The organism is Protofrankia sp. Cr2 (assembly GCF_963555885.1).
In the GTDB taxonomy this organism is placed as follows: Bacteria; Actinomycetota; Actinomycetes; order Frankiales; family Frankiaceae; genus Protofrankia.
Genome location: NZ_CAUVXG010000010.1, coordinates 101,293 through 116,995 on the forward strand (window position 1 = coordinate 101,293; position 15,703 = coordinate 116,995).

The following is a 15,703-nucleotide window of genomic DNA, read 5'->3' on the forward strand; positions in this document are numbered from 1 at the left end:
ACGCGGCGTCCCTATTGCCGGACGCTCTATAGTTTGCCCTGCATTGTCACGGACCTGCGGCTCCGTCGCGGTTGTGGCACGGAGTCGACGACCGTCCGTCCCTGCTCGACCACTGCGACGGCGTCGGTCCCCGCCGACGGCCGGATATCGGGAAGGGATGCGGCAGCAACCGCGGCCACACCGAATCCGACGGTCATCAGCACGAATGCATTCGTGTAACCGCTTTCGTGCGGCAGCGTTCCGCCGTCCACCCCGGCCGTGATGACGGTGGCGACAACGGTGGTGCCGATCGAGCCGCCGATCGTCCGGATGTTGGCGTTCATTCCGGACGCAATCCCGGTCTGATCGGGACGAACGGCTACAACCACGAGGTGCGACATCGACGCGAACGCCAGACCGATCCCGATACCCATCAATGAAGTGGCAATATAGATCATGTAATTCTCACTGTGCGCGAATGCGAGGACACAGGTAGCGGCAGCGGCGATCAGAGCGCCCATGACCAGCGGCGCCTTCGCGCCGAACATCGCTCCGAAGCGGCTGGCGAATATGCCGGCGACCAGCATGAAGACACTGGACGGCAGCATGAAGAGGCCGGCCTGGGTGACGCTCGCACCGAACCCGTAGCCCGCCGACCGAGAGGTTTCCACGAACTGCGGGATGACCACCATCATCGAGAACATCGTGAAACCGAACAGGATCGCGGTGATATTCGTCCGGTACACGGTGGGAATCCGCATCATCCGCATATCCACGAGCGGCTGGGCGCTGCGGCTCTCAACGATGATCCAGATGGCGATGAGCAGCCCCGCCAGCACAAGAAGACCGAGGACCGAACTGGATCCCCATCCCCACCGGGGTCCCTGGCTGATCCCGAGAAGCAGAGCGACAAGCCATGCCGCAAGCAGCGACGCGCCACCGATCGACACGTTCCCGGCCACGCGGATGGGCGACTCCGGAACGCGCAGTATGGTCACCACACATGCGATGGCAATGGCGATCGCCGGCAGCCAGAACAGCCAGTGATAGCCCAGGTGGCTACTGATCGGCCCGGAGATGACCGTTCCGGTTCCCGATCCCACGCCGAGCACGGCGGACACGACACCGATAGCGCCGGCGACCTTCTCCGGCGGGAACTCGTCCCTGATGATCCCGAACGCCAGCGGAAAGATCGCCCCGCCCACCCCCTGAATGACCCTGGCAATGATCATCATGGTCAGGGATGTCGCGAGCGCGGCGGTCACCGTTCCGATACCAAGCACCGCGAGCATGCAGACAAGCACCCGCTTCTTGCCGTGGAGGTCCCCGAGGCGCCCGAGGATCGGGGTCGCCACGGATGCGCTGAGCAGGTAAGCCGTCATGATCCACGCCATACCCGCCTGGCTCGAACCGAACTCAGCCCGGATCGTCGGCAAGGCGGGCGCGACCATCGTCTGCAGCAACGAGAAGGTCAGCGCCGACATACTGAGAGCCACGAAGGTCACTGATGGCGAACGCCTTACAACCACCGCAGCCGTCATACCGGATAGCCCCCTTTAGAGCGCCCGGCAATAGAGACGCGGCGTCGCGGGGCCGGGGCACGCACCTCGCCGCGTTGTCGTCAGCCCAGGTAGAACACCGCTACCTGGGCCTCCTCGCACCTCGCGATCTACGCACCCCGGCCCCGCTCCTTGATCCACGCCCCTGTTGCCGGGCGCTCTTAGCGACAGGAATACATCCCGTCGCTGGACTGACGCGCAGCGAGATGGCACTCGGTTCCATTGACGATACCAAGTATCGATTGATCGAATAAGGGTCGCGACTGTGGCCTACGCTGCATCCCTGCAGATCAGCGTGACAACACCGATCACCATCCCCGGCCATGCAGACAAGGACATAACGATCATTGAGCTGATCGGCGGCGGCGGCGCGGACCCTGGCGGACCTTGTGGACGAGGCGTTCGTGACGGCGAGCACCAGGTTCGCCGCGGCCGGCACCTGGTCCTGAGCACAGCCCTGAGCACAGCCCTGGACGACATGCCCGGCCCGCAAACCGAGACAACGATGATTGTTAATATCAACTAACAAAATATCAAATGACTCTTTAGAGTCAACACAAAAACTATGGACGACGGACGGCGACGGGTTCCCGTCCGTGCAGACATCTGATCAACAACTCCTTGACCTGCTGATATGCCCATCTGACGGGCGCTGAACCATGTCCGTGTAGCCTCATCGTCCGATGATGACTTTGCTGCTGCAGGCCCAAGCCATACCTGCTGAAGCCCGTCGCCCAAAAAATTCCCCTACCTGCGGGGTCCATGTGTCATACGGCGACTACGTCCAGTACGGCGACTACGTCCCGTACGGCGACACGGCCCTGTCACGCGGAGGGAGTCACCCATGAGACACAGAAAAACCACTTATGAGACACGTCGCCCACCACGAAAAACAACATCTGCCGATGCGGCAGAACTGACAACGGAACAGCAAGAACTCGTCCGGGTCGCGGAGGAGAGCAGAAGCACACTCGCGCCCCGTACTGCAGCGCCACCCAGGGTCGGCCGCACAGCGGCCGCCACGAAGGTGGCATCGATGCGTGGACGGGTCTGGCTCGCCGGCCTGGGCGCTCTCGCGGTCGCTGCCACGAGCCTTGGCTGTCACGTCGCCCCGATCAGAGGCGACGGTGTCGGGAATGCGACGCTGGCGGCCACATCCGGGCCGTCCGCGACGGCCACCACCACCACCGTCGGCGTCGGCGTCGACGCCGACGACCTGAACGGCAGCCCAGGCCTCGCACCGTCCGCCAGCAGCACCTACGCCGGCCCACCACCGGCCGCCGCCACCGTCCGATCAGCCGCCGTGGCCGTGGCGCCCGGCGGGTCCACGATGCCCGACGGATCCATCGGACAGAGATCCACCGGACAGGAGGGCACCGCCCAACCCGCAGCCGGATGGATGAGCGGCCTCGCCGCAGGCACTCTGGCGCAGGCGAACCAGTGGTCTGCCTATCGTGGCCGGCCGGTCGACGTGGTCGTCACCTTTGCCGACCGGTCAAGCTGGGAGACGATAACCCACCCATGGCTCGGCTCGGGCCCCGAGAAGTTCGCCGGCTTCGCCGGCACCTGGGTGATCAGTCAGCCGTTCTTCCCCGCGTCCGGCGGCGACATCGGTTCCTGCGCGTCAGGAGCGTACAACTCGCACTGGCAGGAGTTCGGCCGATGGCTGGTCGGTCAGGGCCGTGCGGACAGCATCGTCCGGCTTGCCTGGGAATTCAACGGCGACTGGTTCCCATGGTCGGCGTCGAACAAACCGGGGTCATGGGTTGGCTGCTTCCAGCAGGTGGTCGGCGCCATCCGGCAGACAGATGCCCAGGCCCGGATCGACTGGACACTGAACTCGCACACCGACGGCGCATTCGACTTCTACCCGGGTGATGCATATGTCGATGTCATCGGCATCGACACCTTTGACATGTGGCCGGCGAGTACGGACGAGAACTCCTGGAACACCCAGTGCAACGAAGCCGAGGGGCTCTGCTCTGTGATCAAATTTGCCCGCGCGCACGGCAAGAAGTTCTCCGTGCCGGAATGGGGGCTCGTCGGCACCCACGACACCGGTGCCGGACGGGCCGGGCAGTCCGGCGGGGACAACCCCTTCTACATCCGGAAGATGCACGACACGTTCGTCGCCAACGCCGACGTCCTGTCGTACGAGGCGTATTTCAGCAATTCGGACCCGGGCAACGTCCATTCCTCACTGACCGGCCCAGCTGAAGAGCCCAACAGCGCCCAGGCCTACGCATCGCTGTGGTGACCACGACGTGACTGCCACTACGATGAGCGCTTACCCACTCACAGACTGACCCGGTCTTCGGCGAACGCCGTGACCGCTCCGTTGTCACCGTGAATGTCGACAACGGCGTGGTCACGGCGGCCGAAGGCGAACAGGAGGAGTTCGGCCGGGTCACCGACGAGGGTCACGTTACCGGCACCACGCCGCAGCACAACCCGTCCCGGGCCGTCAGCACGCTCGGCGATCACTCCGACGGCGGACCGCCGGTAGGCGGCCCGACCGAGCACTTGAAACGATCTCCACAACGCCAGCTGCGTCCCCGCGTCAAGCAGGGGTCGCTTCCATCCCGGTCTGGCCCGCCGAACGTCCTCATGATGGACGAAAAACTCGACCAGGTTCGTGGCATCGTCAACCGGTCCGAGACGGGCTGGATGCCACCACGGCGGGCCGGCATGGAAGGTCTCCACCAGGTTCGGAAAGGTGTCGCCGCGCATTGTGGACCGCTCTGCCGCCACCGTCACACCGTGCAACCATTTTATCGCCAAACCAGGCAACGCATGCGGCACCCTGTCCCGGGTCACCAGATGGGCGACAAGATCATGTGCCGTCCAGCCATCGCACAAGGTGGCCTGCGCCGGACCGACCTCATCCAGAAGATTTGCAAGGGCCACACGCTGCACACGGGCACGTCCCATACGCGCGATCCTAGAACCTCGCCATCGTCGTGGTGGCTACCGACGCGGTCGCCGTCCCCCTCGGGGCTCATGCCCTCCGACCCCAGGCAGTCGGGCGCTGCGAGAGAGCTGTCGCCGACCGTTGGTGCTGGCAGCATCACTCTTGACGGCGTCGATGCTGCCGGCATCCGTGCCACTTCTGACGGCGCTGACCGGGTTTGCAGTGCTTACAGTGTCCGGCGAAGGAACCGGGCGTCCGAGCAGGTACCAGCCCCACAGTCCCGCCGGCGCCGGTGCCCGCACCCGTCCGCCCGCGGCAACCCGGGCGTCCATGGTGTCCAGGACGTGATCCCAGCTCCCGGCGAACCGCAGGGCGAGGCCCCCGACGACAGCGGTGCGGGGAATGTACGGGTGGGGGCGGGTGGGTGCCCGCCGCATCGACCGTCGAAACGAGGTGACGAGCCGGCGTCGCTCGTCCGGGGAAAGTGCCTGCTCCAGGTCGGCAACCAGAGTGTCCTCAGCCGCGATGTGCTGCTCCTCGAGCTCGGCGAGGCGCTCGCGCAGCGTTCTCATCGATTCGCCCGGCCGATGCACGTCGCCCTGGATGTGCTGGGACATACCACGTAGCACCGACGAGGTTTCCCGTCCCTGGGCGCACAGCTCCGCGATACGCGGCCGGCTGTCCGGGAGGCGGCGGCGCGCCACGGGGTAAATGGAGGTCTGCACCGAGTACATATGTGCGCTGATCGCCGCAACCGCGGTATCGGCAGCCCGCAAGGCGCGTCTGGGGTCACCGGAGGTCGCCGCTTCGGTGAAGGTGAGCTTGACAAGCTGCGTCGCATCGTCGTGCGAAGCGCCGATCATCTCACATAGGGACATCTCGCTCGGATCATTCCGTTCGCCGACCCCAGGATCCCTGGCTGGTCGTGCATCTCCTGGCCCCGTCGTGGATCCTGACCCCGTTGTGGACGTCATCGTCACCCCCACCGCCTGCGCACTTCCACTGTGCCACGACCGGGCCGAACTACAGCGGAATCGGCACTCCACGATCGTCAGCCAAACTGTACGCTCAACATTTCAACTCCGCTATCCACCGCGAATCACAATTGATCGGGTCGCCGGGGGCCCCGGGCGACCCGCCACGCAAACCTCCGCGTGCTGCGTCGAAGGCGCCGAACCCGCCGCGCGTGGGGGTGGCTGCTTCGTGCCGTCCGGTGAACGGCCATCCGAGCGGGCGATCCGACAGGCGCCGATCGGATAATCATGACCATATACGTATAAGAGCGCCCGATACCCCCACCAGCGCCGGGGATCCTGACGATGCGGGTAGAAATGCTGCTGAGAAGACGACCAAAAGTCCACGCGTAACCGATCGAAGCAGGATGGTTACGCAATGCCGTAAAGATAGGCCGGCAAGGTGAAGATCGGCCAGGATGCCGGTCGCTCTAAGCGCGCTCGAAACACCCCGCACCAGAAAAGGCCGGATCGACATACCCGGCAACCGGCAGGACCACCGACGGGAGGAACCGGACGTGAGCGACAAGCATGTCGATGACGACACCGGCGATCGGCATGACAGGCGGTACCCGTCCGCACAGCATGGCGCCAGCCATCCGTCGACCCCGGCGGGATGGCTGGCAAGCGCCCTGACCAGACCCGTATCCCTGGTCCGAATGGTCCCCAAACGGCGCCGCACCCGCCCCGAGGGTCCTTCGACACCAACCGGTCGGGTGGTCGCCTGCCACGTCTACCGGGACGGCTGTCGCGACCCGCAACCGATCCACTACACCGATGCCCTGCGCGTCGCCCGCGACCACCGCGGTAGTTTCGCCTGGCTCGGCCTCTACGAACCGAGTACGGCGAATCTGTCCAATATCGCCGATGTCTACGGCCTGCATCCCCTCGCCGTCGAGGACGCCGTCACCGCCCACCAACGGCCGAAGCTGGAGCGATACGGAGAGACGCTTTTCATCGTCCTCAAGACCGCCTGCTACGTGGAACACGAGGAGCTGACCGCGACATCGGAAATCGTCCACACCGGCGAGGTCATGGTATTTCTCGGACGGGACTTCATCGTCACGGTCCGGCACGGTGAGCATGGTGGCCTCCAAGCGCTGCGCAGCCGGTTGGAGAAGCAACCGGAAATGCTACGCATAGGACCGTCGGCTGTCCTCCACGCCATCTGCGACCAGATTGTCGACGATTACCTGGCCGTTACCGAGAAAATCGAAGTCGACATCGACGCCGTCGAAGGCTCGGTCTTCCGCCGCTCGACCCGCCCCGACGCCAGCAAGGTCTACCAGCTCAAACGCGAGGTGCTTGAACTCAAGCACGCCGTCACGCCACTCGCCGCTCCGCTGCGCGCGCTCACCGAGCCGGGCGTCGGCAGGATCCCACCGCGCATTCAGGAATACTTCCGTGACGTAGCCGACCACCTCGAACTGGTCACCGAGCGAATAGCGCGATTCGATGAACTGCTGTCCTCGATCATCCAGGCAACCCTGACGCAGGTGACGATCGCGCAGAACGAAGACATGCGCCGCATCAGCGCCTGGGTCGCCATCGCCGCGGTTCCGACGGCGGTCGCCGGCATCTACGGAATGAATTTCGACCATATGCCGGAACTCCGCGAGGTCTGGGGATATCCGGCCGTTCTCTGTCTGATGGCGACGATCTGTTTCATGCTGTACCGATCTTTCAGGCGCAACGGCTGGCTGTAGGCACAGGTAAAAGGCTCAGGTAAAAGGCTCAGGTGAAAAGAATCATGCAACAAGGCCCACGGACCAAGCCGATGACCTAATCGATCACACCCGTAGAATCACCGGGATCGGATCACTGCAACCGACCGCCTCAGCCGTGAACCCGGTCTTAGAGCGCCCGGCAATAGGGGACGCGGCGTCGCGGGGCTGGGGCACGCACCTCGCCGCGTTGTCGTCAGTCGACACCCACAACCAGGGTGCCTCCCTCCTCCGCCTCGCGATGCACGCACCCCAGCCCCGCTCCTTCATCCACGCCCCTATTGCCGGGCGCTCTTAGCGGAGAGGAAACCCGTTGGCCGAAGATCATACGGCCATGGTGTCTTTCGTCCGGCCAGAGGCCCCGGGCAACCCGGGCCGGGGTGCCGCGTGCCGCGTGCCGCGTGCCGCGGAGGGACGAGAGCGGATCGGGGCGTCGAACCGGGCAAATCCAGGTGAATGACGGACGGACGTGGCTCCGCCGCGCGGCCCGTGCAGGGCGTGGGTATCACCCGTTCGGGCTATCCTGCAGGGCACTGCGCGACAGCCCCGGACGCTGGGTGGACGCCACCGGAGTGCCCCGCCGTCATCCCCCGCGGGACTACCACTCGTCAGGACAACCGCCCCCGGGACTACCGCTCCCCGGGGCTACCGTTCCCCGGGGTTACCGCCCATCAGGACTACAGTCTCACTTTGATAGCTATTTCCGACTATATAGTTCCGATATACCACCCGACGACGGGATTCACGAAGACCACGCTGTCGGCTACCGTAATCGGCTGTGTCGGCCCTTCGCGCGGGAACTCACCGTCAACCGCCGTCCCAGCCAACAGTCAACGGCAGGCGGCTGGGACGGCGATCACATCCCGTGCCGAACCTTGTGACGGACGTGCGTGACAACGGTGACATCCCTCGCCGCGCCCACAGCGTGACGCGTCACAGCACACAGGACTGCATCCGTGACACGGCCCACGACGCAGTCCGATGACCAAACCGACGTACCCCGTCCGAAATGATCTTATCGCGGAGTTGGTCACGCGATTGGACCAACTTGATCAGCTCCTCGGACGGCTGGAGGATGCCGAGCGCCAAGCCGCGGACGCCAGCGAGCACCTGACGCGTACCCGACGGTGGCAGGAGGACACGGTTCGCGCGATTCAGGACGAACGGGCGCAGATGCGCACTCATCAGCGGGCCTTGGACGATCTCGCGGACCGCGCGCAGGCGGCCGTCGAGGCCCTGTCCGGCCACTACCGTTCCCTGCCTGCCGAGGTTCACGAGCTCGCGGTCGAACTGCACGTCCTGGCGACCGCGGGCCTGCTCTCCCGCCGCGCAACCCGCGCCCGCCGCCACTGACCCCGACCCGTCACAGGCCCGAGCTGCGCCCCTCACGCAGGATGCGCACCCGCGGGATGCAGGAGCGAGAAATCCCATAGCGATCGACACAATAAGTGATCGCACAACTCCCCTAGGGTGATAATTTTCGCTACTGCATGCCAACAAACGATAACTATCGGCACTTGAGTGCCCCCTGCCGTCAGACTCTCGTCGCTATGGCGTAATGTCATCTTCCGCATCCTGTGGGTCACGGCATGTGGGGCCTCAGCCAACCGCCCTGTCGCACGGACCAACAGGCCAGGGCATGGCGGCGAGCTGGTTGGTAGGGAGGCTGGGAGGAGCCGATATGGTCACTTCTGTAGGCACTCGCCGTAGTTGTGTAGGACTAGTGTTTACTGGCACCATCCCTTTGAACTAGTCTCACGCCGACGTCACGACAACACCGGACCGAACGCCGAATCCTGCCCACGGTCCCGGTGTCCCCTCCGAGTCGTCACCAGGGCAGGAGCGGGGGACCCATCCTCCACCGGACGACACCGAACCGCGGTGCAGTCCTAGGGGTTAAGTGAGCCGTGCGACGGTCGCACAGCACACCGGGCAGCCCAGCCCGAACCCGACAGCTCACCTCGCAGGCGAACGGGAAGGATCACAGCCTTGTCTGCGCCCGATGTGCAGCTTGATCCGGCAACATGGTCATGGTCATCGTCGTCGACGAAGTCGCCGATGACGTTGGCAACAACGTCGTCTCTGCGACCGTCTGCCGACATACCTGAGCGCTCCGCCCGTGGCAGACACCGCGCGCCGACTCCACCGTCGGGAACAGGTCGCGTCCGAGCCCGGGCCGCGGTAGCCGTGATGACAACCGGCACGGTTGCCGTGTCAGGTGTCGCGCTCGCCGGCTGCGCTCCGGCCGACTCCGGTATGGACGAGACGTCGGTCAGCTCGCGGATCACCCTGGGATCGCAGTTCGGAAGCCAGGCGTCACTCGCCGGCCTACGCACAGCGGTCATCAACCCGGCCACTTCGGTGGGCCCCGGCTCCATCACAAGCCAGGTGATCGATCAAGCTGACCTGCACCCGAAGTCGACTGTCGCGCTGAAGGTCACCAATCCGGACGTATCCGTGCGGGCCGACCAGCCCATTGACATGGGTTTCGCCCTCGAGGACGGGACGACCCACACGCCGCTGCCGAACCAGCTCATCAAGGTTCAGGTGAAGCTGCCTGACGGCTGGGCGACTTTCAAGCACCTGTATACTAACGAACAGGGCTTTGCCAGCTATACAGCCAAGATCCTTACCACGACACAGATCACGGCCATCTTCGACGGGACCGACGCCCTGCAGTCGGCGCACTCCTCGAACATCGGTACGATGACTGTGGTGCCTGGTCCCGCTCCAACAATTCCGGCACAGGCGCCTCGATCGACGGCCCATAGCGTCGTTCAGGCATCCGGCCCCAGCGGAGCCGGCACCACGTCACCGAGTACGACGGATGCGACGACAGCCATCGGCTCGGTCGGTCAACGGGCTGTTTATCTAGCGGCCCAACAAGCGGGTAAGCCCTACGTGTACGGTGCGGAGGGACCCTACTCCTTCGACTGCTCCGGCCTGGTTCAGTATATATTCAAACAACTGGGGCGCAGCCTCCCCCGCACGGCGGAGGAACAGTACGAAGCGACGACCCACGTGTCGCAGTACAATAAGCAGATCGGCGATCTGATATTCTATGGTACGCCGGGAAACATCTACCATGTCGGCATCTACGCTGGCGGCGGGAAGATGTGGGCAGCCCCGAAGTCCGGTGAGGTTGTCTCGCTCAGGGACATCTACACCACGTCGTATTCGGTCGGCCGCGTCAGCTAGGCGTGCAATCACAGTCCTTACGCTCTCTCGGGGGCCAAGGAGCCTGGTAGGTCGGCTGCACGTCCGCATCGGCGGCAGCAACGTCCATCCCGGTGATGTGACGCGGTTATCGCTTCTATAAAACACAATCGGGTTCCGCGTGTCCTCCCCCTCCGGTTACGCGTGAACCTCGCCGCCAGGTCGGTAGTGTCGAAACCGGCGCTGATCTGGCGGCCCCAAACCACAACTGGATGTCTCCAAGAACTTCCGCTGGTCGGACCGAGCCAACCCCCCCGGCTCGCAAGGCCGGCGGAACGCGGGCTTCCGCTGGCCTTGCGCACTGAACCCCCCCCACAGTGCGCTCGGCCGGCGGGAGTCCAGAACTCCCGCCGGCCGGCCGCGCCACCCCCCCGGCTGAGCCGGCCGGCGGGAAACCCCATCGGACAGGCCCTAGGCCCTAGTCCTTGATTACTTTCGAGAATTTCCACAAAGCCCTGGTCGTGGCTTCGTCCCATTGCTGGGGCAGAAGCGTGACATGAACCTGCGAAGGGCACGGTGGCGCCTGGCCGACTGCGCCCACCGCCCCGACCACCGCAAACAGGGGCTTCTGCGCGGAGTCAAGCGAGCTGCAGGCGACGGTAAGGGCCATACGACCGCCCTCCCCCGCGCCCCAGATGTAGATCCGGGACATGTCGATCTTCGATCGCTCCGTCGCGACGTAGCGGACCACGTCCCGCAGGTACTGCGCGTCCGGGCCGTTGACCTGCCAGGTGCTGGCAACCGCCTCCGGGTACACCAGGGCGAACTTCTGGCCATCTGCGAGCGTCGACACGTTGCCGGCCTTCTCGATCGACGCTGCGTCCTTGCCGTAGTCGTGCAGGACGAGGACCAACGGCACCGGCTGCCCGGGCTTAGGGTCGGCATGTATCGCGAGCTCACGGCCTGCCGACGCGTAACCCGCCGGAATCGCGGCGCGCTCGGTCTTCACCGTGGGCGAGCCGTGCGCATACGCGAAGACGACTACGACCACGCCCACGACGATCAGTGCCCGTCGACGGTTCTTGGTCCACAGGTCTTTCCCGACTTTGAGCGGATTCGATACCACGAGCCAACCGAACCACACAGACGCCGCCCGATTCGGCAGATTGGCCGCGTGGCGTGCATGAGTCGGGCACCACACCAGTGGTCTGGCACACACCACCAGCACGACCAGCATCACCAGCCGGGCGGATGCAACCCGACGTCCAGACGCCCGACGCCCGCTCCGGGGAGCCGGGGAGCCGGCACGGCGACCCGGAGCCAGCTGCTTGGTCCCAATGGTGTATCCACAAGGTTCTGTAACGCCACAGGCGGATGACACGGCGTAGGGATGGGGCCGACGTGGACGATGAACAGACAGTCGATCACCAAGCGCTTGAGAAGATCGAACATGAGCTGGCCGTGCTCGGCCGCCGGGCCGAGCGGTTCCGCACGGCCATCGCGGACGAGTCCGGAACGGCCCTCGACCGATCCGCCTATCTACTACTCAGCCACCTGCACGACCACGGTGCGGTACGGCTGACAACCCTCGGTGCGGTGTTCGCCCTCGACATCTCGACGGTGAGCCGCCAGGTCGCCGCGCTGGCCGCCGAGGGCCTGGTGGAACGCGCCACCGATCCCACCGATCGCAGGGCCAGCCTGGTGACCCTGAGCGCATGCGGACGCGAGCGTTACATCGTCACCCGGGAAGCGCGGGTGACGAGCATCAGCAACCTGGTGGGCAGCTGGGAGAAAGACGAACGCGACAGCTTCGGGATGCTTCTCGGCCGCTTCAATACGGCGCTCGCCGAACGTGACCGTGCCGGCGTTCCGCCGCCCGACCAGCGCCCCCCACCCACCCCGGGTCGCCATAGCACCGGGTCGCCATAGCACCGGGTCGCCATAGCCCCTTGGTGGCCATAGCCCCTTGGTGGCCATAGCCGTGACAGGATTCAGGCCGCGACGTCGAGGGCACGCAGGCGCGCCTGACGCAGTATCCCCGCCTCGGGCGGGCCGGACAGCTCCGGCAACGGGCCGTGTACCCAGAACAGCAGCAGATCGGCCAGTGCGGGGTTCTGCGCGAGCACCGGACCGTGAAGATACGTACCAATCACGCGCTCGTCCACGATGCCGTCGGTCTGATCCGCGGTGCCGTTGCCAACGCCCTTACGTACGACGCCGAGCGGCCGTCCCTGCCCGCCAGGCAGCATCCGGGTGCGCCCGGCATGGTTCTCATACCCGAGCAGGACCGGAAGACCGAGATCGGATGCTGGTTCCACAACGACGTCACCGACCGCGCGGGGTGGCGCCGGCTGGTCCGGCGGGTCGAACGACCGACGGGTCTCCACATCCACCAGGCCGAGCCCATCATGAACCTGGCCGTCGCCGGTGGGAAACGAGGCGCCGATCACCTGGTAGCCGGCACAGACCGCGAGAACGACCGCGCCTTCGTTAACCGCTCGCAGCAGCGCGGTGCTCCTGCGCAATCCTTCGGCGGCCAGTACCTGCGGCTCGTCTTCGCCGCCGCCGAGCAGGTAGATGTCACAGCCGCCCGGCACCGGCTCGCCGGCCGGAATATCGATCACCTCGGCCGGTAGCCCTCGCCAACGCAGCCGCTGCGCCAACACGATCGCATTGCCGCCGTCACCGTAGGTCCCGAGCAGCTCCGGGTAGATCAGGGCGATCCGGGTCGCCGACTCGGTGATCATGTTGCCATCCTGGTCATCTACTCGTCCTCACCGGGGCAACCCGCCCCAGGATGTCACGGAAGGCGGTGTAGTTGGCGACAACGTCCACGGTCCCCTCGGCAACCGTGGACGCCGCGCTTTCGGCATCGGGGTGGACCGTGTGCGGCACCTCGGCATAGGCCAAGCGAACGCTCATGTCCTCCTTGCGCTCACCGGTGACCAGTACCTGCCGGCCCGCGAGCCGCTCGAACGGGACATCCCAGATCCAGGACGGATCACGCCCGTCAGCAGTCTGCGAGTTGAAATCGATGATCACTGGCCGCGCCGACGCCGTGTTGAGCAGTTCCATCATCTCCACCCAACCGGCCGGGTTCTTGGCCAGCAGGAGCCGCCCGCGGACGCCGTTCCCGCCGAGCTCGACCTCCTGATAGCGCCCCTGAACGTCGCCGAGGCCGGTCATCGCGGCCAGTGCGTCGCCGACCTCGACCCCGAAGAGTCGCGCCGCGGCGGCGGCCATCGCCGCGTTGCCGAGGTTCACCCGTCCGGGCAGGTCGATGGATGCCTTGACATGGGAGCCGAACCACAGCAGTTCGCCAGGCCCGATGACGGCGACGAGCGGTTCCGGGCGGGCCAGCCCGCAGTCGCACCACCAACCCGAGGAGTTGCGATGGAGCAACCGGGCGCACTGTGGACACACCATCGCATCCGCCGTCCAGTTCTGGCCGGCCGAGACCCAGGTCTGGTGCGACCAACCGGACGCCGCCCAGACCACGAGCGGATCGTCGACGTTGGCGACGACTGTCGCGTCGGGTAGATCCGCCCCGAGCTCACGCCAGAGGCTCGCGATCCGTCGGGTCTCGTTCGACCGGTCGAGCTGGTCCCGGCTGATGTTGAGCAGTACGACGACCCGGGGGAGGATCTGCCTGGCGACCTTGGGCAGCCAGATTTCGTCCACCTCGAGCGCGGCGGTCGCGTCAAAGGGTGGCCGGGACAGCGCGGCGAGCACGCCCGGCGCCATGTTCGCGCCACCGCTGTTGCTCTTCACCGGGCCGAGGGTGCCCAGCGCGCGGGCCAACAGCCGGGTGGTCGTTGTCTTGCCGTTGGTTCCGCTGATGCATGCCGCCAGTCGGCCGGCCGCGACCTCGGTGAGAATCTGCGGGGACACCTGGAGCGCCAGCTTGCCGCCGATCATCTCGCCTGATCCGCGTCCCAGCCGGCGGGAGGCCGAGGACGCAAGCTTCTCCACCGCGAGTGCGGCGCGGGTACGGGTGGAGAACCGGCGTGGGGATGGTGTGGTCATCGCCTCATCAGCGTGCCACGACTCGCCTCGCCTGTTACAGAGACCCCCCGCTACCTCCCCCGCACATGTCGACGGGGCGCCAAGCCCGGACCGGCACTGGCACCGACGACCGACGACCGACGACCGACGACCGACGACCGGAAGATCATCAGATGGGGACACCGCGTGCACGAAGCCACACCAGCGGATCCACCGGCCGTTCGCCGACGTGCACCTCGAAATGCAGATGGGGGCCGGTTGAGCGGCCTTCATTGCCTACCAGGGCGATCGGCTGACCAGAGGCAACCGTTCCCTCTCGGATCGTGAATACCCGCATATGACCATAAACGGTCTCGACACCGTCCCCGTGCTGAAGCACGATTTCGTTTCCAAAACCCGATGCCGGTCCGGCGTAGAGGACGTACCCGGCGGCCGCAGCCATGATGGGACTGCCCAGCGGTGCCGCGATGTCAAGCCCGAGGTGACGCCCGGAGCCGGACGTGGGGTTGAAGCCACGCGAAATCGTCCCGATCGTCGGTATCACCCAGCCCGCCCCCACCGAACCGCGTGCGGGTGGCAGCGGTAGTGGTGATGCTGTAGGAGCTGCTGTAGGAGCTGTAGCGGGCGGCAGCAGAACGCTCCGCAGGGCCGTCACCCGCAGACCGTGGACGGCCTGGCGGGCGGTAGCGGCAAGCACCACGGGGTCGGGCGTACCGGGGACGACAAGCGCCACCGCACTGTCGGCGACAAGGCCGAGCGCGGCGGATCGGGAGCGGTCCACCACAACGCCGATACCCGGCAGACGAGTGGTTGCCAGGGCACCGATGTGCAGGCCGACCGGCCGGTCGCGACCGATGTCGACCTGAGCGTCCAGCTGCACGTCCAGAGCCGCCGCAACGCTGTGCGCAACCGCCACGTCTCCATCCGCGATCCGCTGCCACAGCCCGGTGGCCTCGGCAGTGCCGGCGGGCGCAACGGTGCGCAGCAAGGCCGGATCAGCCCCGACCGCGCCGGTGCGGCCGCTTCCCACACTCACCTCGGCAAAGTCGGTGACAACCACCTCGGCCGCATCCACAGCCTGGCGGAGTCGGTCGACCTCGGCCCGGGTAAGACTATGATCAGCCGTGACGAACAGGTATGGATCGGCCCGGTGTGTCAGCGGACCCAACAGTTGCCGGGTGCCGACGACCGCGCCGAACGCGGCGGCAATGGGCGGATGGCCGCCTGGTGCGCTCGTCGGGGATGCGCGATGTGCGACGAGGGCTCCCACTCCGACCAGCGTGACTCCCACCAGCATGACTCCCACCAGCAGCACGGCCGCGCCACCGATGACAGCCGATGGCGACCGGCCCACCC

At 65.9% G+C, this 15,703-nt stretch carries 13 protein-coding genes and 1 riboswitch; of the genes, 6 read left to right on the plus strand and 7 right to left on the minus strand.

What is annotated here, in order from left to right:
• Positions 1 to 26: 26 nt before the first annotated feature.
• Positions 27 to 1,475, minus strand: coding sequence for an MFS transporter (locus U9978_RS07650; protein ID WP_322760352.1), 1,449 nt, complete (start codon positions 1,473 to 1,475; stop codon positions 27 to 29).
• A 328-nt stretch (positions 1,476 to 1,803) separates the two neighbouring features.
• Here U9978_RS07650 and U9978_RS07655 point away from each other — a divergent pair, with 328 nt between their 5' ends.
• Complete coding sequence (locus U9978_RS07655) at positions 1,804 to 2,064, plus strand: hypothetical protein (protein ID WP_322760353.1); 261 nt, start codon at positions 1,804 to 1,806, stop codon at positions 2,062 to 2,064.
• 510 nt (positions 2,065 to 2,574) lie between these two features.
• Complete coding sequence (locus U9978_RS07660) at positions 2,575 to 3,795, plus strand: glycoside hydrolase family 26 protein (RefSeq protein ID WP_322760354.1); 1,221 nt, start codon at positions 2,575 to 2,577, stop codon at positions 3,793 to 3,795.
• A gap of 38 nt (positions 3,796 to 3,833) precedes the next feature.
• Here the strand turns inward: U9978_RS07660 and U9978_RS07665 are convergent, their stop codons facing one another.
• The gene (locus U9978_RS07665) at positions 3,834 to 4,469 is read right to left on the minus strand and encodes a TIGR03085 family metal-binding protein (RefSeq protein WP_322760355.1); all 636 of its coding nucleotides are present in this window, start codon (positions 4,467 to 4,469) and stop codon (positions 3,834 to 3,836) included.
• Positions 4,470 to 4,505: 36 nt separating this feature from the next.
• On the minus strand, positions 4,506 to 5,327 hold the full coding sequence (locus U9978_RS07670) for a hemerythrin domain-containing protein (RefSeq protein ID WP_322760356.1): 822 nt from the start codon (positions 5,325 to 5,327) through the stop codon (positions 4,506 to 4,508).
• A gap of 653 nt (positions 5,328 to 5,980) precedes the next feature.
• On the opposite strand from U9978_RS07670, the gene corA reads away from it, so the two are divergent.
• The 3 genes from corA (at position 5,981) to U9978_RS07685 (ending at position 10,384) form a co-directional block, all read left to right on the plus strand.
• Positions 5,981 to 7,168 (plus strand): magnesium/cobalt transporter CorA, encoded by a 1,188-nt coding sequence (gene corA / locus U9978_RS07675; RefSeq protein ID WP_322760357.1) that lies wholly within the window; start codon positions 5,981 to 5,983, stop codon positions 7,166 to 7,168.
• Between the two features lie 999 nt (positions 7,169 to 8,167).
• On the plus strand, positions 8,168 to 8,539 hold the full coding sequence (locus U9978_RS07680) for a hypothetical protein (protein WP_322760358.1): 372 nt from the start codon (positions 8,168 to 8,170) through the stop codon (positions 8,537 to 8,539).
• 424 nt (positions 8,540 to 8,963) lie between these two features.
• Positions 8,964 to 9,170, plus strand: a riboswitch (cyclic di-AMP (ydaO/yuaA leader).
• Between the two features lie 206 nt (positions 9,171 to 9,376).
• Positions 9,377 to 10,384, plus strand: coding sequence for a C40 family peptidase (locus U9978_RS07685; RefSeq protein ID WP_322760359.1), 1,008 nt, complete (start codon positions 9,377 to 9,379; stop codon positions 10,382 to 10,384).
• Between the two features lie 436 nt (positions 10,385 to 10,820).
• On the opposite strand, the gene U9978_RS07690 is transcribed toward U9978_RS07685, so the two are convergent.
• Positions 10,821 to 11,468, minus strand: coding sequence for a plasmid partitioning protein (locus U9978_RS07690; RefSeq protein ID WP_322760360.1), 648 nt, complete (start codon positions 11,466 to 11,468; stop codon positions 10,821 to 10,823).
• A gap of 275 nt (positions 11,469 to 11,743) precedes the next feature.
• On the opposite strand from U9978_RS07690, the gene U9978_RS07695 reads away from it, so the two are divergent.
• On the plus strand, positions 11,744 to 12,271 hold the full coding sequence (locus U9978_RS07695; protein WP_322760361.1) for a MarR family winged helix-turn-helix transcriptional regulator: 528 nt from the start codon (positions 11,744 to 11,746) through the stop codon (positions 12,269 to 12,271).
• 62 nt (positions 12,272 to 12,333) lie between these two features.
• Here the strand turns inward: U9978_RS07695 and U9978_RS07700 are convergent, their stop codons facing one another.
• The 3 genes from U9978_RS07700 to U9978_RS07710 form a co-directional block, all read right to left on the minus strand.
• The gene (locus U9978_RS07700) at positions 12,334 to 13,089 is read right to left on the minus strand and encodes a glutamine amidotransferase (RefSeq protein ID WP_322760362.1); all 756 of its coding nucleotides are present in this window, start codon (positions 13,087 to 13,089) and stop codon (positions 12,334 to 12,336) included.
• Between the two features lie 13 nt (positions 13,090 to 13,102).
• Positions 13,103 to 14,368, minus strand: coding sequence for a MurT ligase domain-containing protein (locus U9978_RS07705; protein ID WP_322760363.1), 1,266 nt, complete (start codon positions 14,366 to 14,368; stop codon positions 13,103 to 13,105).
• 148 nt (positions 14,369 to 14,516) lie between these two features.
• Positions 14,517 to 15,703: M23 family metallopeptidase (locus tag U9978_RS07710; RefSeq protein ID WP_322760364.1), on the minus strand; the 1,187-nt coding region annotated here is incomplete at its 5' end.

Coding starts and splice junctions, on each gene's coding strand:
- U9978_RS07705 (WP_322760363.1), bottom strand. CDS start 14,368: ATGACCACACCATCCCCACGCCGGTTCTCCACCCGTACCCGCGCCGCA.
- U9978_RS07665 (WP_322760355.1), bottom strand. CDS start 4,469: ATGGGACGTGCCCGTGTGCAGCGTGTGGCCCTTGCAAATCTTCTGGAT.
- U9978_RS07670 (WP_322760356.1), bottom strand. CDS start 5,327: ATGTCCCTATGTGAGATGATCGGCGCTTCGCACGACGATGCGACGCAG.
- U9978_RS07660 (WP_322760354.1), top strand. CDS start 2,575: ATGCGTGGACGGGTCTGGCTCGCCGGCCTGGGCGCTCTCGCGGTCGCT.
- U9978_RS07685 (WP_322760359.1), top strand. CDS start 9,377: ATGACAACCGGCACGGTTGCCGTGTCAGGTGTCGCGCTCGCCGGCTGC.
- U9978_RS07680 (WP_322760358.1), top strand. CDS start 8,168: ATGACCAAACCGACGTACCCCGTCCGAAATGATCTTATCGCGGAGTTG.
- U9978_RS07700 (WP_322760362.1), bottom strand. CDS start 13,089: ATGATCACCGAGTCGGCGACCCGGATCGCCCTGATCTACCCGGAGCTG.